The following is a 20195-nucleotide window of genomic DNA, read 5'->3' on the forward strand; positions in this document are numbered from 1 at the left end:
CAAGAATCTTTATTTTGCAACTAGTGTTTTGCTATTTTGCAATGGCCAATGAGGGGTATACACAAAGCTTGAAAGACATTTACCTCCAGTGGAATTCCGCTAAACAAGTGGATGTATTGGATGTCTTTGAAGAAATTGAGAGTCAATCGGCTTTCAAGTTCAATTATGACGAAAGAGATGTCAACAGAAAGGCAAAACTCGTCATTACCTCGGGATCATACTCTGTTTATGACCTGTTGGAACAAATAAGCCGTGAGGCCGCCCTTAATTTTAAAAGGACCAACAGTACTATTGCTGTTAGCCCTAGACCTAAGAAGGAAACTCCTGTAATTGTGGAAAAAGAGGTGGTTCAAAAAACGGTAACAGGTACTGTTACTGCCGCTTCAGATGGTATGCCCTTACCTGGGGTGAGCATCTTGGTGCAAGGAACTACCAATGGTACCCAAACTGATTTTGATGGAAACTACACCATTGAGGTGTCCCAAGGGGAAGTCTTGGTATTTTCCTATTTGGGAATGTTGTCCCAAAGTATCACTGTAGGTGCCTCCAACTCAATCGATATTGTAATGCAGGAAGACGCCAGCCAATTGGACGAGGTGGTTGTTACCGCATTGGGTATCAAAAGACAGGAAAAAACCCTTACGTACGCTCAACAGACTGTAGATTCTGAGGAGTTGACCAAAACACGGGACCCTAACTTTATGAACGCACTTTCTGGTAAGACCGCAGGTGTTGAAATCAAGAAAAGTAGTTCAGGTGCCGGTGGATCTACCAAAATTTTGCTTAGGGGTAACAAATCCCTTAGTGGTGACAGTTCTCCTCTTTTCGTAATCGATGGTATCCCAATGGCCAACAACAAAGGTGGCCAGCCAGGTATGTGGGGGGGTACTGATGGTGGTGATGGACTTTCCGCTTTGAACCCTGATGATATTGAAAGTATCAGTATCCTTAGAGGTGCCAATGCCGCTGTACTTTATGGTAGCCAAGGTGCCAACGGGGTTGTATTGATCACTACCAAAAGTGGTAAGGAAGGAAAAACCACTGTAACCGTTAACAGTAGCTACACATTTGAGCACTATTTGGAATTGCCCGAACTACAATTTAAGTACGGTGCCGTGGGTACGGCCAAAGAAAACTGGGATACTACCCCTGGCGATTATGAAAGTGATTATGTTGAAGATTTTTTCCAAACAGGACACAACTTCTTCAACTCTGTAAGTGTTAGTGGTGGTACAGAAAAGACCCAAGCGTATTTTTCTTATGGTAACATCAGTGCTTCAGGAATCACTCCTAAGAACAAGTACCTGAAGAACAACTTCACCTTCAAGCAATCCACAAAATTGTTTGATGACAAGTTGACCATTACTTCAAACGTTATTGGAGCCTTTGAAAGCAGCCACAACAGACTGCCTTCAGGGTATTACCTAAACCCACTTACAGGACTTTACTTTTTCCCAAGAAACCGTAATTTCAGTGCTTACAAGGAAAATTACTCTGTTTTTGATTCTGCAAGAAATATAGAGTCTCAAAATTGGTTCGTTTCGGATCACCACCAATCCAATCCGTATTGGATCATCAACAAGCAGCCTCAGATGAATAAGAGAGACCGTTTCATCGGTAACCTTACGTTGAGCTATGATATTACTGACAATCTTAACGTTCAGGCTAGGGCCAACTATGACTACTCAACTGTTTTGGCTGAACAAAGACATGCAGCAACATCTAACTCTACCAACGTGCATCCAAATGGTGCTTGGAACTACAATAAGTATGAAGACAAATTGCTTTATACTGATGTTATCTTGAACTATAACACTGATTTGACCAGTGACCTTAGTTTGAATGCTTCTTTGGGTGCCAGCCACCAGGAAACTGAATATGGATTGGGTGTATCTGTAGCAACAGGTACTTTAGGTTTGCTTTATCCTAACGAGTTCTTTATGCAAAACCTTCCGACCAACGTTCAGGTACTTTCAAACACTTCCGGAGTACAGATCAAGGAAGGGGTTTTCTTGAACGCTCAGTTTGGCTACAAAGAAATGTTGTTCTTAGATCTATCCGGGCGTAATGACTGGGCTTCTACCTTCGCACTTACCGATAACGAGTCATACTTCTACCCATCTGTAGGTCTGACCGCCATCATGAGTGAAATGTTCACTATGCCTGAAGCTATTAGCTTTTTCAAGCTTAGGGGATCATGGACCCAGGTAGGTAACGAGATACCTTACAATAGAATCAACCCTCAGAACACCATTGCTGCCAATGGCGGTGTGAACAGGAATACCACAAGACCATTCTTTAATGCTGAGCCGGAGATTATTACCAGTGCTGAAGCAGGATTTGACTTGAGGTTGTTCAACAACAGACTAGGATTGGATTTCACCTATTACTCCATCACCAGTACAGACCAATACATCTCTGTACCAACAACATCTGGAGAAGGAGGATATACTCAAGAATTCATCAACGCAGGGGAAATCAGCAACAAAGGGTTTGAGATTACCTTGAACACCACTCCTATCCAAACACAAGATTTAGAGTGGAACTCTTCCTTGAACTTCACTACCAACAAGAACGAGGTGGTAGATATAGGTCCAGATGATGAGAGAATCTATAACCTAGGGTCTTCCGAAGGATACTTCTCAAGACTTATTGAAGGTGGTAGATACAACGACCTTTATGTATACAAATTCCTAAGGGACGATCAAGGTAGGATCCTATTTAGTGGTGGTATCCCAAGAAAGACTGATTTACCAGAACTTATTGGTAATCTGGATCCTAAGTTCAGCTTGGGTTGGAACAACAGTGTTTCCTTTAAGCGTTTCTCTTTTGGAGCTTTGATCAACGCCAAGTTCGGCGGAAAAGTATTCAGCCAGACCCAATCCATGTTGGATGGTTATGGAGCTTCCAAAGTTACTGCAGACGCTCGTGATGCTGGATCGGTAACTGTAAATGGTTTTGATGAAGATTCTGGAACAGCCCTTACCAGTGTTGATCCTGAAACTTGGTACAGAGCCATCGGTGACAGGAATGGTGTTGGTGAGGCATATGTCTATGATCGAACCAACATTAAATTGAGCCAGCTTTCCGTTGGATACAACTTTGATATGTCCAATTCAAGCTTGCCTTTTAAAGCAGCTAGTTTGTCATTCATAGGAAACAATCTGTTCTTTTTCTACAAAGATGCCCCATTTGACCCTGAATTGGCGATGAACACGGGTAGAAGTGCACAAGGTTTGGATAACTTTAACTTGCCATCCACGGGAACCTATGGGTTTAACCTAAAACTAACTTTCTAAAAAATACAGTATGAAAAAGTTTTTATATCTATTAACTCTGGTAGCGGCTGTTAGTTCATGTACCGAAAATTTTGAGGACGCGAACACCAACCCTTACGAGATATCCAATGAGTCATTGCAACAGGATTTTAACCACGTTGGTGCTTTCTACCCTTCAATGCTCAACCAGATTTTTGGTAATCAGGTGAACCACAACTTGACCAATACGTCCTATGCCCAGCATTTGGCGCAACCTACTCCATTTACAGGTAATGTAAACAACACTACCTATTATATTAGATGGAACGGGTATTGGGGACGTGAGTACTCTAACATTATGGCTCCGGCCAAACAGGTTATTGAGATTGCGGAAGCAGATGGTTACACCATGTTTGTAGAATGGGCCAACTTGATCAGGATTTTGTCCATGTCAAGGGTAACAACCTTTTATGGTCCTGTAATCTATACGCAATATGGTAACGAAGGTCCTGGAGTCTATGACAGTGAACCCACATTGTACGCTGCGTTTTTCAGTGATTTGGATCGAATCATTGCCGAGTTCAGTGCCAATATGGACTATACTGGTCTTAGTGCCTTTGATGCCACGTATGGTGGCGATGTGTCCTTGTGGGCCAAATTTGCTAATTCAATGCGCTTGCGTTTGGCCATGCGTATCTCTAAAGTAGATCCTGCCTTGGCCAAGACCCAAGGAGAAAAAGCTTTGGCCGATCCAGTAGGATTGATTGAAGCTAATGGAGATAACATGAACATTTCCTTATACGGAAACAAGTTCCACCCTGCACAGATTTGCTTCGAGTGGAATGATACTCGTATGAGTGCCACTATGGAGTCTATCTTAGTAGGTTATCAAGATCCTAGAATCCATGCATTCTTTGATCCTGTGGATGATTTGTCATTGGTAGCCGACCACCCAGACTGGCCTTATAAAGGTATCCGAAATGGTGGTGAACTGATTGCCAAGGATGACCACCTAGCTTTCTCTACCATTGACATAAGCTTTAATGACCCAGCTGTTGTTACCAAGCGAAAAGTGTTGAGTGCTGATGAAGTATATTTCCTAAAGGCAGAAGCTGCATTGCGCGGTTGGGCCGGTGCTGGTGATGCACAGACCAACTACGAAGCTGGAGTAGCTGCTTCTTTTGAACTTTGGGGTGCAGGTGGTGTAGACGCTTATCTTGCTGATGACACTAGCTTGCCCATTGATTATGATGGGGTGGTTTATGATGGTGCGATCAACGATTTCACCAACCAGATCACCAACACCATTGCGTGGGATGAGGCTGCTGACAATGAAATCAAGTTGGAGAAAATCATCACTCAAAAATGGATTGCTTCTTATACCAATGAAATGGAAGCTTGGGTAGACTTTAGACGTACAGGATATCCAAAACTACCACCAGTTTATCAGAACAGTAGTAATGCGGACTGGGGTGTTGTTCCTGATGGAGAGTTTATCAAAAGGATGCCTTTTGTACAAGACGAACGTGAAAACAATCCCTCAGGTGTTGCGGACGCAACCACCAAACTTGGTGGTCCGGATGAGATCAATACCCGCCTATGGTGGGATACCGGAGGTCCCAACTTCTAAATAAATGGGAAAACCCAAAAAAAACCTGTGGGATTCCCCACAGGTTTTTTCTTTTTAATTACAACCTAATTTCATCTCAATCCCTCAAAAAATGCGCTTTACGTATATCATTGGTGTGATAGGTGCCTTGGCCCTTACCTCATGCCTAAAGGATAACTCTGCCCAATTGTTTTCTAAAATGTCTTCTTCCGATACAGGTATCAAGTTTAAAAATCTGGTCGTGGAAACCGATGATCTCAATATCCTCACCTATGGCTATATCTACAATGGTGGCGGTGTGGCAGTAGGTGACATTAATAACGACGGATTGATGGACCTCTACTTCACCGGAAGTATGGTGGGTAGTAGATTATATCTGAACAAAGGCAACTTTGAGTTCGAGGAAATCGCCGAAAAAGCAGGCGTTTTTGCAGAAGGGCTCTGGAATACCGGAACATCCATGGCCGATGTGAACGGTGACGGATTGGTGGACATTTATGTATGCCGCTCTGCAGCAAAAGACGCTCCAAAAAGAAAAAACCTATTGTTCATCAACAACGGAGACCTCACTTTTACCGAAAAGGCCGCTGAGTATGGCTTGGACGACATGGGATACTCCACAGAAGCCAATTTCTTTGATTATGACAAAGATGGCGACCTTGATGTGTTTGTACTCAACCATTCCGTACAACCGTATTCAAGTTTTAGAAACACCTCCAAAGAATTGCGGTCCGAATACATTCCTGAATACGCAGACCGTTTATACCGGAACGACAACGGAAAATTCACCGACATCAGTTCCGAAGCTGGAATCATTTCCAGCGTGCTGGGATTTGGTTTGAGCGTGTCAATAGGCGACATCAACAACGATGATTGGCCAGACATGTACATTTCCAATGACTTTCACGAACACGACTTTTTATATCTCAACAATGGCGACGGTACTTTTACCGAAAGCCTAAAAAAATATATGGGCCATACCTCCTATTTCTCAATGGGATCAGATGTGGCCGACATCAACGGGGATGGCAAACTGGACATTGTGACCCTTGATATGTTGCCCGAAGGAAACTTTAGGCAAAAAATGGTCTCAGGACCGGACAACTACGACAAATATGAGTTTTTGGTAAAATCCGATTTTCACCACCAGTACATGCGCAATATGCTGCATATAAACAATGGTAGCTCCTTCTCCGAAGTAGGGCAGCTCTCCGGCATCCATGCCACAGATTGGAGCTGGGCGCCACTACTCACCGATTTTGACAATGATGGCCTTACCGACCTTTTTGTCACCAATGGTCTCAAACGGGACTACACCAATATGGACTTTATGAACTTTGCCGTACAAAAACGTCTGGAAGAAATGGATTCCGGTGTTGAGATGGCCATAAAAGACCTACTCCAAGAAATTCCGTCCTCTATTGAGGAAAATTATGCCTACAAAAACCTTGGGCATCTCCAATTTGAAAAAGAGACCACAACTTGGGGCTTGGGAGGAAAATCCCTCTCCAGTGGGGCCGCCTATGTTGACTTGGACAATGACGGGGATTATGATCTTGTGGTCAACAATATGGATGAAGAAGCCTTTATCTACCGTAACAACACGGAAAAACTCACTCAGAACAACCATTTAAAAGTACAGCTAAAAGGAAAAGGGAAAAATACCTTGGCCATTGGTTCCAAAGTGATGATCAAAGCAGACACTTTGAACCTACAACATGAGCTGTACACCTCAAGAGGATTCCAATCCTCTGTGGATCCTTCCATAATTTTTGGACTTGGAAAAATAGATACCATTGCAGAGCTCAAGGTTATCTGGCCCGATGGCAGCATCACCCAGAAAAACAACCTTGCCGTAAACCAAACGCTCCATTTAGATCAAAATGAGGCAACGGTACAAGAAAATACCGTTGAAGAGATAGCAACCCTATTTACCGAAATTACACAGGACAGCCTTGTCGCCTTCAACCACAAGGAAAATAAATATATTGACTTTGAAAGGGAGCTCCTCCTCCCCCACATGCTCTCCACCCAAGGCCCAAAATTGGCCGTTCAGGACGTCAATGGTGATGGTTTGGAAGACATTTACATAGGTGGTGCAAAAGACCAGGCTGGCGCATTGTTCCTGCAAACTTCCAATGGTCGTTATCTTTCCAAAAATGAAGCAGTTTTTGAAAGTGACAGTAAGTTTGAGGATATTGGGGCCGTTTTCTTCGATGCCAATGGCGATTCGCTACCTGATCTCTATGTAGTGAGTGGTGGAAATGAATACGATACCCTCCCAGGAAATTATACAGATAGACTTTATATCAATCTAGGCAATGGCCAATTTGAAAACCAGAGCACGCTTCTTCCCAAATTGAGTTTTAGCGGTTCATGTGCCGTTGTGGGCGATGTGGATGGAGACGGGGACCAAGACCTCTTCATTGGTGGTCGTTTGGAGCCCGGAAGATACCCATTGGCACCCAAAAGTCAAATCCTTTTGAACGATGGAAAAGGAAACTTCTCAGATGGCACCGACGCCATTCTTGGGGAAAATTCCAATTTGGGGATGATCAACGATGCCGTGTTCTCGGATTTCAATGCCGACGGAAGTTTGGACCTTATTGCAGTTGGAGAATTCACCCCGGTAATCTTCCTAGCCAACAAAAATGGAAAACTTGTACCGGAAACCCCTGAAGGGCTCCAAAACTCAGATGGATGGTGGAACAGCATCACTCCTATTGACATCGACAATGATGGCGATATGGACTATGCCCTGGGTAATTTTGGTCAAAATTCCCAATTGAAAGCCAGTAACACAGAGCCTGTTACCCTTTATGCGGATGATTTTGACGACAATGGATCTTTGGACCCCATTCTTTGCTGCTATCTGGGCGGAAAGAACCATCCTGTTTTCTCCAAGGACGATATTGGCTCCCAATTGGCCTACCTAAAGAGCAAATATGTCAATTTTGCCGACTATGCCTCCCAAACCGTTTCCGAGGTTTTGGGAGAAGACAACCTGGCCAGGGCCCAAAAATTTGAGGCCCATACCTTTAAAACATCCATCTTAAGAAACAATGGTAATGGCTTTAGTTTGGAACCGCTGCCCATAGAAGCGCAGTTCGCTCCAATCTACACCATGGTTCCATTTGATGTGGAAGGTGATGGCGATACCGACCTGATGCTCTTTGGAAATTTCTTTGAAACCAGGGTCAAATTTGGTAGGTATGATGCCAACCATGGCCTAGTACTGACCAATGATGGAAACGGGCATTTCACCACAATGGAACAGTCCAGAACCGGCATGAACATCTCTGGTCAGGTACGGGACGCCAAACTTCTGAATGCTTCAACACTTCTTGTGGCCCAAAACAATGGGCCGTTATTGCTATATAAAACCAACTCGACAAACTAAAAATGAAACTTTTTCTTTACTCAGGCCTCCTACTCCTTTTTATAAACGGATATTCCCAGGCGACCATTACCGAGGAAACCATGGCGCTGGACACCTATGGCTTTGACACGCCAAATCCAGCCCCAATTCTAACGGAAAATCCAAAAATTTATCCCTATTTCAAGTATGAGGGCTATTCCCATACATCCACAAAGAAAAACTGGAATGTGGTGAAGTTGGAGAACGAGTACATTGAAGTTTACATATTGCCCGAGATTGGTGGAAAAGTCTGGGGAGCAGTGGAAAAGAGTACCGGAAACGAGTTTTTATACAAAAATGAAGTGGTCAAATTCAGGAACATTGCCATGAGAGGCCCTTGGACCTCGGGCGGTATTGAATTTAACTTTGGTATCATTGGACACCATCCCGCAACGGCCACTCCCGTGGATTACATGACCAGAACCAATAGCGATGGCAGTGTAAGCTGCGTAGTGGGCAATCTGGACCTTCCCTCAAGGACCTATTGGCAGGTAGAGATCAAACTGGAAAAAGACAAGGCCTATTTTGAAACCAATGCCTCATGGTACAACGGAACACCATTGGATCAGTCCTACTACAATTGGATGACCGGTGCAGCAGTAGCCACGAATGATCTGGAGTTCTTCATTCCCGGAAATGGGTATCTGGAACACAACGGCACTTGGGAAAAATGGCCTGTTGATGATCAGGGAAGAAACCTGTCAATGTACAAAAACAATGATTTTGGACCTGCAAAGTCCTATCATATTGTAGGTGATTACCAAAACTATTTTGGAGGATACTACCACGACAGAAACGTCGGATTTGGGCACTTGGCACCCTATGAGCAGATGCCCGGACAAAAACTATGGCTATGGGCCCTATCACGTTCTGGAGGCATTTGGGAGGACCTATTGACCGATTCTGACGGGCAATATATCGAATTTCAGGCCGGGCGTTTGTTCAACCAATACTCTCCTGGAGCTGAAAACCCCATAACACAAGCCAATTTTGACCCTTATGTCATGGATTCTTGGAGCGAACAATGGTTCCCCATCAAACAAATCGGTGGTATGGAAGCTGCTTCAAAATACGGGGTGCTCAACGTGGAACGCAACGGGAATTCGGCCTATTTGGGAATCAATGCACTTCAAGCATTTGATGAGCCCTTACAGATTTTGGTGAACGGAAAAGAAGTGTCCGTTGAAGACCTTGGGTTGCAACCCATGCAGGTTTTTGAAAAGACCATTGCCTGCAAGGACACTGATATCTTGGAAGTCAATCTGGGCAAAGGGAAGCTATACTATACTTCAAAGAGTAAAACCTTGCTTAAAAGAAGTTTTGAACAGGATTCCGACCTACAAATCTCGGAGGTTGAAAAACTGTACCATGCGGCTTCAGAAGCCATTAAGTTCAGGGAATATGCCCTAGCCGAAGAACAATTGAAAGCGCTTTTGGCTTTGGACCCATCCCATCCTGGAGGATTGGCGCTCAGTTCCATTTCGGAATACCGAAAAACCAATTACAACAAGGCACTGGACTATGCCAACAAGGGCCTGCAACTGGATATCTATGATCCTACCGCTAACTATTTATCCGGAATAGCCTATTGGGCCCAAAATGATGCCCTAAACGCCTTGGAAGCTTTCGGGTGGTCCGCCAGATCCATACAGTACCGCTCTGTTTCGTATGCGCAGATGGCGGAAATCCATTTGCACGAAGGCAATCTGGAAACTGCCAAGGAGTACGCCAAAAAGGCCTTGGATTATAATCAACATAATCTTAATGCAAGACAGGTCCTCTTGGTTGTAAATAGGAAGATGGGCAACACCAACGCCTTCCATCAGCAAATCCAAGAAATTTCCAAAATCAGTCCAATCAACCATTTTGCGGCCTTTGAGGAAATACTCATGTCACAAAAAGACCCAAGTACCATACGTGGGAACATTCAAAACGAATTCCCCAACGAGACTTTGCTGGAACTTGCCCTCTCCTACCTTAATCTAGGTCAGGGAGAAGCTGCAACCCAAGTACTGGGCACAACAACAGATCCTAAGTCCAAACTTCTTATGGCGTACTTGGACCGTGATAGTGAACCCGGCAAGAGTACCAAACTTTTAGATGGCCTTTCCAAACAATCCCCTGATTTTGTGTTCCCCTATAGAAGGGAAATGCTGCCCGTAGTGGAATGGGCCGCTTCTGCCAACCCAGATTGGAAGTTTAAATACTATCTGGCCCAAAACTACTTGTCCGTAGGTTTGGAAGACAAGGCAAAAAATGCCCTTGAGGAGTGTGGTGAAGCCCCAGACAATGATACGTTCTATAGATTTAGGGCGAAAGTGCTCCACAATGAGCCTTATGCTGTTCAACTGAAGGATTATGAAAAAGCCCTTGAACTCAATAACGGCTATTGGAAAAATTGGGACGATCTTATGCTGTTCCTTTTAAAGCACGACAAAAATGAAGCTGCGGCCAACTTGGGGAAAAAGGGGGTTCGAAAGTTCCCGAAAAACTATAACGTGGGATTAAGCTATGCAAAGGCCCTAGTGGCCACCAATGCGTATCCCAAAGCAATTTCAATCCTCAACAATATCCAGATATTACCTTTTGAACACGCTTCCGAAAGTAAAAGGATATATACCCAAGCACACATTTACCAAGCCAGAAAGTATATAGCCAAAAATCAGTTTTCCCGAGCCATCCCGCTATTGGAAGCATCAAAAAAATGGCCTGAAAATCTAGGTGTGGGCGCACCCTACAATCCTGATGACAGAATGGCCAACTATTTATTGGGGCTGTGCCATTCCAATATGGGGAATACCCCAAAAGCCAATGCCGCTTTTAAAGAAGTGGCCAATTATGAAACAGCACGTACCACTAGGACGAATGACATCTTTTCTGCCTTGGCCATGAAAAAGTTGAACCAGCAGGATTCTTTGCAAAAACTTCTGGAAAAAATAAAGACGGTCGCGGACAAAAACCAAAATGCAGCCATTGTTTGGGCCTTGTACAACCAAAATACGGACCAGGCAAAAAACCTAATGGTTTCGGAAGGCACAGATGTAAGACTGATTGACATTTTAACTAACTTATAATTTAAGGGATATGGTCTTCAAGCATAAAATCAAGAACATTATTCTTCCGTTGGGCATTGCTTTTTGTTTGACACAATGCACGCAACCGGGACGTGATGGAGGGCTTTTTCTGCCCGATGGTTTCACCTCAGTGGTGGTCGTGGACAGTATTCCTGAAAGGGTACGCCACATGGACGTGACCGAAGACAACATCCTTTACGCCAAACTCAGAAACTCCAAGGAAGATGGCGTTGTAGCAGCCATACAGGACACGGATGGCAATGGTGAAGCGGATATCATCGAAAAATTTGGCGGAAGCAATGGCACCCAACGTTGGAGCTATGCTACTGCAATGAGAGTCTACAATGACTATATCTACTTCAGTTCAGAATTGGTGGTCTATCGACAAAAACTGAACCCCGGCACCCTGGTTCCGGAAGGAGAGGTCGAAGTGGTATTGACCGATGACCATGAACATGGCAAACACGAGCATATTGCCAAACCTGTGGCCTTTGATGACGAAGGAAATATGTATGTCCCTTTTGGAGCACCCTCAAATGCGTGCCAAGATCCAAAACGTACTCCTGGCGTTCCCGGAATGGACCCCTGTCCGCAGTTGGAAGACCACGGAGGTATCTGGAAATTTGATGCCAACAAGTTGGGGCAGACCCAAAAAGATGGGGTAAAATATGCAACGGGCATTAGAAGTGTGGTGGCCCTCACCTGGAACCCTACCGATGGTGAACTTTATGGACTTATGCACGGAAGAGACGATCTTTTGCGTTTATGGCCCGATAAATACACCCCATGGGAAAGTGCGCTTTTGCCATCGGAGGAATTCATGAAAATAACCGAGGGATCGGACTTTGGGTGGCCGTACTGCTATTATGACCAACTCAAGGGTAAAAAAGTCTTGGCTCCAGAATATGGCGGGGATGGTGAAATTATAGGAAGATGTGACCAGTACGAAGACCCTATCATAGGTTTTCCCGGGCATTGGGCCCCAAACGATGTGGTTTTTTATCAAGGGGATCAATTTCCCGATCGTTATAAAGATGGGGCATTCATTGCCTTCCATGGATCTACCAATAGGTCTCCTTACCCCCAATCGGGCTATTTTGTGGGCTTTGTTCCTTTCAAAGATGGGAAGCCCAGCGGGGATGTTGAAGTATTTGCCGATGGTTTTGCCGGCGTAGACCCTCTTGTAAGCGTTAGGGATGCGGTATATCGCCCTATGGGAATTGCTTTTGGCCCCGATGGTTCCATGTATATCTCCGATTCTGTAAAAGGAAAGATTTGGAAAATCATCTTTAATGGCGACCGCAACAATTTTGGGGAAGAGCAATTATTGGCCATGGAAGATCGCAAGAAGCTCTCCCATATCAGGACCCCTGATGAAATCAAGGACAACCTGATTTCAGGAGGACTCGTGGGAGGCCCAAAAGCCTATCAGACCTATTGCAGCGCCTGCCACCAAAGAAATGGTAAAGGAGCGCCCGGTAGATTTCCTCCCCTTACCGGAACCGATTGGGTAACCGGTGACAAGGAAAGACTCATCAGTGTAGTGCTTCGGGGAATGGAAGGTAGCCTGAAGGTTGGGGATGAAGTGTACAATGGCATGATGCCCCAACACAGCTTTTTGAGTGACCAAGAAATTGCCGAGGTACTCACCTACATTAGGTCCAATTTTGGCAATGACGCCAGTGCCGTAAGTAAAAATGAAGTGACCAAATTAAGGGAACAACTCCAAGAGAGTGGTGAAAATGGTCCGATACAAGTGCAAACAGATTAACATTTATAAATAAAACCAACTTATGAAAACAAAAATTCTTTGGATAGGGAAATTGTATGCAACATCCTTCATCTTCTTATTTGCCATGGTGACCATGGCCCAAGATTATGACATCTTAATCAAGAATGGGCATTTGATCGATGCCAAAAACAATATTGACAAAGTCATGGATGTTGCCATTAAAGATGGCAAAATTGCTGAAGTTTCCAATAGCATATCCAAAAACAAAGCCAAGACCGTAATCGATGCCAAGGGGCTTTATGTAAGTGCCGGCTTGATAGACATCCATAGCCATAACTTTTATGGTACGGAGTCCAATGCTTATTTGAGCAATGGTTTTTCCGCAGTTCCACCAGATGGTTTCACCTTCAGAAGCGGTGTTACCACCGTTGCGGATGCCGGGGGTGCCGGATGGCGTAACTTCAGACAGTTCAAGGAGCAGGTAATCGATAGGTCCAGAACCAGGGTATTGTCTTTCTTGAACATTGTAGGTTCCGGAATGAAAGGAGGACCCATAGAGCAAAACCTAAGTGATATGGATGCCCGGATGACTGCCATGGTGGCCAGACAGTTTCCCAACGACGTGGTTGGGGTGAAGTTGGCACACTTCAGTGGATTTGATTGGACACCCGCAGAAAGGGCAGCGGAGGCAGGAAGACTTGCCGATATCCCTGTTATGATCGACTTTGGGGGAAGTGAGCCTGAATTGTCTTTGGAAACACTCTTTATGGAAAAATTACGTCCCGGGGATATTTTCACCCATGCCTATGGCCACGTAAATGGTCGTACCCCTATTGTGGATGAAAATGGAAAAGTAAGGGACTATGTTTTTGCCGCACAAAAGAGAGGAATCATTTTTGACGTGGGCCATGGTGGCGGAAGTTTTGTTTTCGAGCAAGCCGTTCCAGCCATGGAGCAAGGTCTTGAACCCAATTCCATCAGTACCGACCTTCACACAGGAAGTATGAACGGAGGAATGAAGGATATGGCCAATATCATGTCCAAATTTCTAAACTTGGGGATGTCCGTTAGCGAGGTTATCGCCGTATCCACTTGGGAACCCGCCAAAATTATTCAACGTACCGATTTAGGACATATTTCTGTAGGGGCTGTGGCCGATGTTACCGTATTAAACCATAAAAAGGGAGAATTCGGATTCATAGACACCAGAAATACCAAAATTGAAGGAGATCAAAAGATAGAATGCGAACTCACTATCAGGGATGGTAAGGTAGTCTACGACCTCAACGGTATTTCTAAACCTGCATGGAGCAAATAGTGAATCCGTATTTCAATAAAAACAAATTCAATAAATAGTAAGAACATTTTTAATATAAACAACCAAAGATTATGAGCAGAAGAAAAGTTTTAAAAACGCTTTCCGCCCTCCCCGTTGCGGGCGGACTAATGGGAACCGGATTGTTGTCCGCAAAAACCTTGGAAACATCGGTTGCCCAGCCCTTGGCAAGGGACTTCTTCAAGGAGCTTGGAGTGCGCACATTCATCAATGCCGCTGGTACCTATACCTCCATGACAGGATGTCTAATGAGCAAAGAAGTAACCGATGCCATTAAATATGCAACTACTGAATACGTAAACCTGGACGACCTACAGGACAAGGTCGGTGAGCGTATAGCCGAGTTGCTCGATTGTGAATATGCAACCGTTTCCTCCGGATGCTTTGGCGCCATGACCATTGGATTGGCAGGGATTATCTGTGGAATGGACAACAAAAAGGTAAGCCAGCTTCCTGATACGACCGGATTGAAAAATGAGGTCATTGTACAAAAAGGACACGCTATTGGATACACCCATGCCCTATTGAATACTGGGGCAAAAATTATTGAAGTGGATGGTGTGAAAGAATTGGAAAAAGCCATCAACAAAAACACTGCAATGCTTTGGTTCCTTAATGCAAACACCGATAACGGTAAAATTAAGCATGAGGAATTTGTAGCCCTTTCCAGAAAGCACGGTATTCCTTGTATGATTGATTGTGCTGCGGACGTTCCCCCAGTGGAGAACCTCTTCAAATACACCAAATTGGGCTTTGACCTGGTATGTTTTTCAGGAGGTAAAGGAATCCGTGGACCCCAGAGTGCCGGACTTCTACTGGGCAAGCGTAAGTACATTGAGGCAGCAAGATTGCATTGCCCACCAAGAGGTACTACCATTGCTAGGGGTATGAAGGTGAACAAAGAGGAAATTTTAGGTATGTTGGTAGCCTTGGAGCTATACTTGGCCAAAGACCACGAACAAGAATGGAAACTTTGGGAAAGCCAAATTGAACTGATCAGCGAAAGTGCCAAATCCGTTGCAGGTGTAGAGACCGAAATCCATGTGCCTCCTTATGCCAACCATGTACCCAGCCTAAGGGTCACTTGGGATGAGAGTGTTGTGAAAATCACAAAAGAGGAAGCCCGTAAACAACTTCGTGAAGGGCACCCATCCATCCAAACCGTTGGTGGTAGAAACGATATCGGCATTACCACTTGGATGATGGATCCCGGACAGGAGCGTATTGTTGCAAAACGCTTGAAGGAAATATTGGCCAACGCATAAATTAGTTTTATATGAAATGTACAATCGCTTTTCTTGCAGTGGTCCTGATAGGAGCTGTCTCCTGCCAACCCAAACAAGAAAATTCAACAGCCGTTGAAAACGAGCCCGTAAAAAAGGAGGAGGTGATTGATCCCAGTTATAATCCTGAAGCCAAAATTCAGGAGTTGGGCATCACATTGAGTGAGCCTTCCCCCCCAGTGGCCAATTACGTGAATGCCGTCCGTGTAGGGAATTTGATATTTCTTGCTGGAAAAGGTCCCCTTAAACCTGATGGCAACAACATCACTGGAAAAGTTGGTGACGATCTTTCCATTGAGGAAGGGTACGAAGCAGCTCGAATTACGGGAATCAACCAACTCTCCGTTTTAAAGGGGGAATTGGGCAACCTCAATAAGGTGAAGCGTGTCGTAAAAGTAAAAGGTATGGTGAATGCCGCACCTGATTTTACGGACCACCCTAAGGTAATCAATGGGTATTCCGATCTAATGGTCGCCGTTTTCGGTGAGCGGGGAAAGCATGCCCGGGCTGCCGTAGGAATGGGTTCTTTACCTAGCAATATTGCGGTTGAAATTGAAATGATCGTAGAGGTACAAGACTAGATCAACCAATACTATATTAATAAGGGAAGGTGGAATTTGCTCCTATGGGCAATTCAATCTTCCCTTTCTTTTTTGAGTTCTTGGATGTACTCTCTTGGTGATTTTCCGGTGTATTTCCTGAATACCGTTGAAAAATATTGTGAGGAGTTAAACCCCAAGGCGTAGGCCACCTCTGTCACGGAAGACTCCATTGGCAATATTTCCTTGGCTTTTTCCATACGTTTTCGGTTGATGTATTCCTTTGGTGTATTTCCTGTGTTCAACTTGAACCATGCCTTAAAATACCCTGTGGATACCTGGATCAGGTCGGCCAACTCATCCACATACATATTTCGATATAGATTCTGCTCTATAAAATCGTCAATCAGTATAACCCGTTGGGAAACCTCGGTCTCCAATTTCCGCTGGGACAGGTCCAAAGTATCCAACAAAAGACGAAGCAACAACGCTTCCCTTCGAATTTCATCCAAATCCATTGCTTCATAGGTCGACAAGGCAAACAGTTCCACCAGTAGCTCCTTGACCTGCTGTGCACCTCTAAAAGGGATATTGGAGGCTTCCTCCAAACTTCGTAAAAGCAAACTACTTTTTGTATGGGGAAGATGACATAGCTTTTCCCCATCCCCTGAAAGCTTCAACTGTATCCAATACAGCTCTCCCTTTTCCTCGGGCATTCCACCCGTGTTATGAGCCTTATTGGGTGGAACAATCAAAATGTCCCCGCCTTTTAGATAATGCCTCTGGTCTTCCACGATATACTGTTGCACCCCATCAAGGCAATAACAAATTTCAATGATATCTGCATGGAAATGGGTTTCCAAACCCGGCTTTGCCATTGCATACCTATAATGTCCAAATTGCTTCACCCTTGGAATGTGGTGCTGATGGTGCAAAAGAACGGTGCGGGTGGATATCTCTTTCATTAAATGTTCAAAAAAGTAAGGTTGTACAAAAATAGTAGCTATTTTGGGAAGGAGTTCAGATTTTTGGAAAAAGGTAACATCATGGAAAATATCAAAGAAACTTTTAGCACAGAGGGTTATGTGGCCATCCCTTCACTATTAACGACCCATGAGGTCGAGGAGCTACGAACCATATACAATCAACTCTTATCCGAAAAGGAGAAGACCAAAGGGTTACGCAGTGACTTGGCCGGCAGTACCAATGGTGATGGAGAAAAAGTGGAACGCATCACCCAAATCATGCGCCCTAGTATAATCGAGAAAAAACTAATGGAACATAGTGCCTATAAAAAAGCCTCACAATGGGCCAAACATCTTTTGGGAGAGGACATGGACCTTGATTTTGATATGTTGATCAATAAAGCACCCCATACCGATACCGAAACACCATGGCACCAAGATGCCGCCTATTGGATTGATTTGCCGGACAAGCGTGCCGCAAGCTGTTGGATTGCATTGGACCATGTGCATGAAGCCAATGGTTGTATGTGGTTTTTGCCGGTTGATGAAAAAAAAGTGCTGCCCCACAAAAGTTTGGCAGGAGGAGGAGCCCTCTATTGTGAAGCCGATACCACGAATGCCAAACCCATGCCATTACAGGCTGGTGGATGTACCTTCCATGATGGGCATACCCTGCATTACAGCAGGGGCAATAGTACGGATGGGCAACGCAGGGCACTGATTTTGAATTTCAGGCCAAAACAGATGATTCTTTTGGAACGGGAACAGGGAATGGACCATACGGGCAATCGTAAAAAAAGGAGTTGACAAGCTGTTTACTATATGATTCCTAACACAAATCGCACAATAGTCTAGAAATGATTCAAGTAAAGCAGAATGCTGAATAATATATGGCCAAGCCCGGTCCTGTTTAATGGACTGGCTTGGCCAACTGGTATAGAGAACTAAACTCTAGCGCTGCGCTGCCAGAAAACGCTTTTCCACTTCTTTCCAATCAACCACATTCCAAAAAGCATCGATGTACTCTGGTCTTTTGTTTTGATAGTTAAGGCAATAGTGGGATTGAATTTATAATAACGGCCATGGGGAGCAATGCCCCAATATGCTAATTAAACGAGCTAATTTCCAGGGCCATTTCAATATCATTGGCCAATTCTTCCACCACCTTTATGTGGTCCAACCTTCCGGATGGAAAAGAAAACAATCCTTCAGGATTCAACACTGCCAAATACATCTGTCTATTCTGAAAAGACAAAAATATGGGGCGGTCAAATTTTTCCTTTAAGGCCACAATCCTTTCCATTATCGAAGAAGATAAAACATAGCGGGCCTCCACTTGATCCGTGCCATACACTATAAAGCTTTCCGTAAATCTGGGGTCTTCCAAATGTATTCTTTGCTCTTCCTTAAAATTAGAACTTGCCCATCTATCCCATTTGGTCGTTTCACTATTAGGCAAAACCACGGTATGACCATCCAGTTTCTTTTTAAATTGCAACCAACAAAACATTCCCCTAAAGGTAAAGTATTGATTATCTGCCGTTGTGTTTGAAACCAAATTCTTAAAAACATTCTGATAGAACACAACCAACATATTCAGGATGGGAATGTGCAGTAAACCTCCGGTCACCGTATTGGAGGTATTTTGCTCCACAATTCCGATGTCCGCTATGTTCATGATAGAATCATTGACCCTTCCCCTTATCTGTCCATAGCTATATATCGGGGTCTCTTTTTTCACCCAAGCAAAGAATTTACTTTGAACCACTTCTTTTATGGGGGCAGTTGCCCCTTGCGTAAATTCCACTTGCGGGAACAACGTTCTTACCATTTTGGCCATGCTCTCCTTTTCCTTCAGCTTAAACTTTTGAAAAGCCTTGGCAAAAAGAAAGGTGGTTGGATATAGTAAAACCAACAACCCCACAAGTGGGTATACAGTGGCATATGGATTATTCTGGGAGGGTTGAAATGGTTTGAAAGCAGGTATAAAATCGAATTCCATGGATGGAAAATAATTCCGCATCAACAGTAATACCATGAACAAAAGGTACAAGCCGGTAAGACCCCACATGATCTTTTGAAAAAAAAGGGTGCACTTTCTCCTTTCGTAAATGTCGTTCAGTGCCTTGCTGGTTTCCTTATATGCCTTTTGTATGACCTGTTCCATGATTATTGGGGCCAATCAATGGTGTTCCAAGGACTATTGGGGTTTTCCATAACTTGTTGATAGATATGGTACACCTCTTCTTTGTAATCGTTATAACTCTCCCTCATATCCAGGGCGAAACCCAGTGCAAAGCTTTTTCCGAACTCTTCCCAGGATGAAAAATGCCGCAATGCCAGTTCTTTGGCAAAATTGATGACCTTCCAAGCGTCCTTTTCAGAAATCAGATTGCCGGTATAAGCCTTTCTGGCCTGTCCCACCAAGATGGCAGCATCATAGCCGGCAACTCCCAGTTCCAATTCGGAATCGAACGTTAAAATTCCTTTTTGCTTCAATATGTCCAAGACTTCCCCATTGCGCAACAACTTAAAATAGCGGTAGGCACGCTCATTATGTCCAAACTTTTCGTCCATGAGCTCCTCCCATTGCCCTTCCGGCACGTTTTTAACCATTTGGTAAATGAAATCAAAATACCAGCGACGTCCATCTTTCATAAAATACTCCGTCAACTCCCAATAACCGTCAGGGGTGTTTATTCCCCAACCTTCCAAATAGGGCTGTATCTTCTTTGCATTTAGAAATGACAACGTATTGGAATCGGCTCCCCACCATTCTGAAATGGGTGTGTAAAATGATAGGGCAAATAGCTGTTCTTTGTCCAAGTTGCTATCCGAGGATTTCCTGAATTTGGCTTCGGACAAATCAGGGGCATCATATTCTTTTTTTCCGATTTTAAAATAGCGATAGGCATATGAGGCAATGGCCAAGATCAGTATTACGTAGCTGTACCAAGGCAGGTTTTCAAACATTTGCATGAT

Annotated in this window: 12 protein-coding genes and 1 pseudogene; 9 read left to right on the plus strand and 4 right to left on the minus strand. The window is 44.2% G+C overall.

What is annotated here, in order from left to right:
* Positions 1–68 precede the first annotated feature (68 nt).
* From ACPD8L_RS06045 to ACPD8L_RS06080, 8 genes are all read left to right on the plus strand, one after another.
* Positions 69–3299: a SusC/RagA family TonB-linked outer membrane protein gene (locus ACPD8L_RS06045; RefSeq protein ID WP_220344572.1), complete on the plus strand. Its 3231-nt coding sequence runs from the start codon at positions 69–71 to the stop codon at positions 3297–3299.
* A gap of 10 nt (positions 3300–3309) precedes the next feature.
* The gene (locus ACPD8L_RS06050) at positions 3310–4887 is read left to right on the plus strand and encodes a SusD/RagB family nutrient-binding outer membrane lipoprotein (protein WP_421809722.1); all 1578 of its coding nucleotides are present in this window, start codon (positions 3310–3312) and stop codon (positions 4885–4887) included.
* Positions 4888–4978: 91 nt separating this feature from the next.
* Positions 4979–8266: a VCBS repeat-containing protein gene (locus ACPD8L_RS06055; protein WP_423942509.1), complete on the plus strand. Its 3288-nt coding sequence runs from the start codon at positions 4979–4981 to the stop codon at positions 8264–8266.
* A 2-nt stretch (positions 8267–8268) separates the two neighbouring features.
* Positions 8269–11358, plus strand: a complete 3090-nt coding sequence (locus tag ACPD8L_RS06060) for a DUF5107 domain-containing protein (RefSeq protein WP_423942510.1) — start codon at positions 8269–8271, stop codon at positions 11356–11358.
* Between the two features lie 10 nt (positions 11359–11368).
* A complete protein-coding gene (locus tag ACPD8L_RS06065; RefSeq protein ID WP_423942511.1) occupies positions 11369–13129 on the plus strand; it encodes a PQQ-dependent sugar dehydrogenase in 1761 nt (586 codons plus the stop codon).
* 22 nt (positions 13130–13151) lie between these two features.
* Positions 13152–14408: an amidohydrolase/deacetylase family metallohydrolase gene (locus tag ACPD8L_RS06070; RefSeq protein ID WP_423942513.1), complete on the plus strand. Its 1257-nt coding sequence runs from the start codon at positions 13152–13154 to the stop codon at positions 14406–14408.
* A 71-nt stretch (positions 14409–14479) separates the two neighbouring features.
* Positions 14480–15691 carry an aminotransferase class V-fold PLP-dependent enzyme gene (locus ACPD8L_RS06075; protein ID WP_293301409.1) on the plus strand — a complete coding sequence of 404 codons (1212 nt, stop codon included), beginning with the start codon at positions 14480–14482 and terminating at the stop codon, positions 15689–15691.
* 11 nt (positions 15692–15702) lie between these two features.
* The gene (locus ACPD8L_RS06080) at positions 15703–16290 is read left to right on the plus strand and encodes a RidA family protein (protein WP_423942515.1); all 588 of its coding nucleotides are present in this window, start codon (positions 15703–15705) and stop codon (positions 16288–16290) included.
* A gap of 53 nt (positions 16291–16343) precedes the next feature.
* On the opposite strand, the gene ACPD8L_RS06085 is transcribed toward ACPD8L_RS06080, so the two are convergent.
* Entirely contained in the window at positions 16344–17213 is an 870-nt protein-coding gene (locus tag ACPD8L_RS06085) for an AraC family transcriptional regulator (RefSeq protein WP_423942516.1), read from the minus strand.
* An 81-nt stretch (positions 17214–17294) separates the two neighbouring features.
* On the opposite strand from ACPD8L_RS06085, the gene ACPD8L_RS06090 reads away from it, so the two are divergent.
* Complete coding sequence (locus ACPD8L_RS06090) at positions 17295–18020, plus strand: phytanoyl-CoA dioxygenase family protein (protein WP_423942518.1); 726 nt, start codon at positions 17295–17297, stop codon at positions 18018–18020.
* Positions 18021–18164: 144 nt separating this feature from the next.
* Here ACPD8L_RS06090 and ACPD8L_RS06095 read toward each other — a convergent pair.
* The 3 genes and pseudogenes from ACPD8L_RS06095 to ACPD8L_RS06105 all read right to left on the minus strand — a co-directional run.
* A pseudogene (locus ACPD8L_RS06095) lies at positions 18165–18269 on the minus strand (Fe-Mn family superoxide dismutase); the annotation flags it as partial.
* A gap of 49 nt (positions 18270–18318) precedes the next feature.
* A complete protein-coding gene (locus ACPD8L_RS06100) occupies positions 18319–19380 on the minus strand; it encodes a DUF3137 domain-containing protein (protein ID WP_423942520.1) in 1062 nt (353 codons plus the stop codon).
* Between the two features lie 2 nt (positions 19381–19382).
* Positions 19383–20192, minus strand: a complete 810-nt coding sequence (locus ACPD8L_RS06105) for a DUF1266 domain-containing protein (protein WP_423942521.1) — start codon at positions 20190–20192, stop codon at positions 19383–19385.
* Between the last annotated feature and the right edge of the window lie 3 nt (positions 20193–20195).

This window comes from Flagellimonas algicida, assembly GCF_049629585.1.
Classification (GTDB): Bacteria; Bacteroidota; Bacteroidia; order Flavobacteriales; family Flavobacteriaceae; genus Flagellimonas.

Coding starts and splice junctions, on each gene's coding strand:
- ACPD8L_RS06050 (WP_421809722.1), top strand. CDS start 3,310: ATGAAAAAGTTTTTATATCTATTAACTCTGGTAGCGGCTGTTAGTTCA.
- ACPD8L_RS06055 (WP_423942509.1), top strand. CDS start 4,979: ATGCGCTTTACGTATATCATTGGTGTGATAGGTGCCTTGGCCCTTACC.
- ACPD8L_RS06060 (WP_423942510.1), top strand. CDS start 8,269: ATGAAACTTTTTCTTTACTCAGGCCTCCTACTCCTTTTTATAAACGGA.
- ACPD8L_RS06065 (WP_423942511.1), top strand. CDS start 11,369: ATGGTCTTCAAGCATAAAATCAAGAACATTATTCTTCCGTTGGGCATT.
- ACPD8L_RS06070 (WP_423942513.1), top strand. CDS start 13,152: ATGAAAACAAAAATTCTTTGGATAGGGAAATTGTATGCAACATCCTTC.
- ACPD8L_RS06075 (WP_293301409.1), top strand. CDS start 14,480: ATGAGCAGAAGAAAAGTTTTAAAAACGCTTTCCGCCCTCCCCGTTGCG.
- ACPD8L_RS06080 (WP_423942515.1), top strand. CDS start 15,703: ATGAAATGTACAATCGCTTTTCTTGCAGTGGTCCTGATAGGAGCTGTC.
- ACPD8L_RS06085 (WP_423942516.1), bottom strand. CDS start 17,213: ATGAAAGAGATATCCACCCGCACCGTTCTTTTGCACCATCAGCACCAC.
- ACPD8L_RS06090 (WP_423942518.1), top strand. CDS start 17,295: ATGGAAAATATCAAAGAAACTTTTAGCACAGAGGGTTATGTGGCCATC.
- ACPD8L_RS06100 (WP_423942520.1), bottom strand. CDS start 19,380: ATGGAACAGGTCATACAAAAGGCATATAAGGAAACCAGCAAGGCACTG.
- ACPD8L_RS06105 (WP_423942521.1), bottom strand. CDS start 20,192: ATGCAAATGTTTGAAAACCTGCCTTGGTACAGCTACGTAATACTGATC.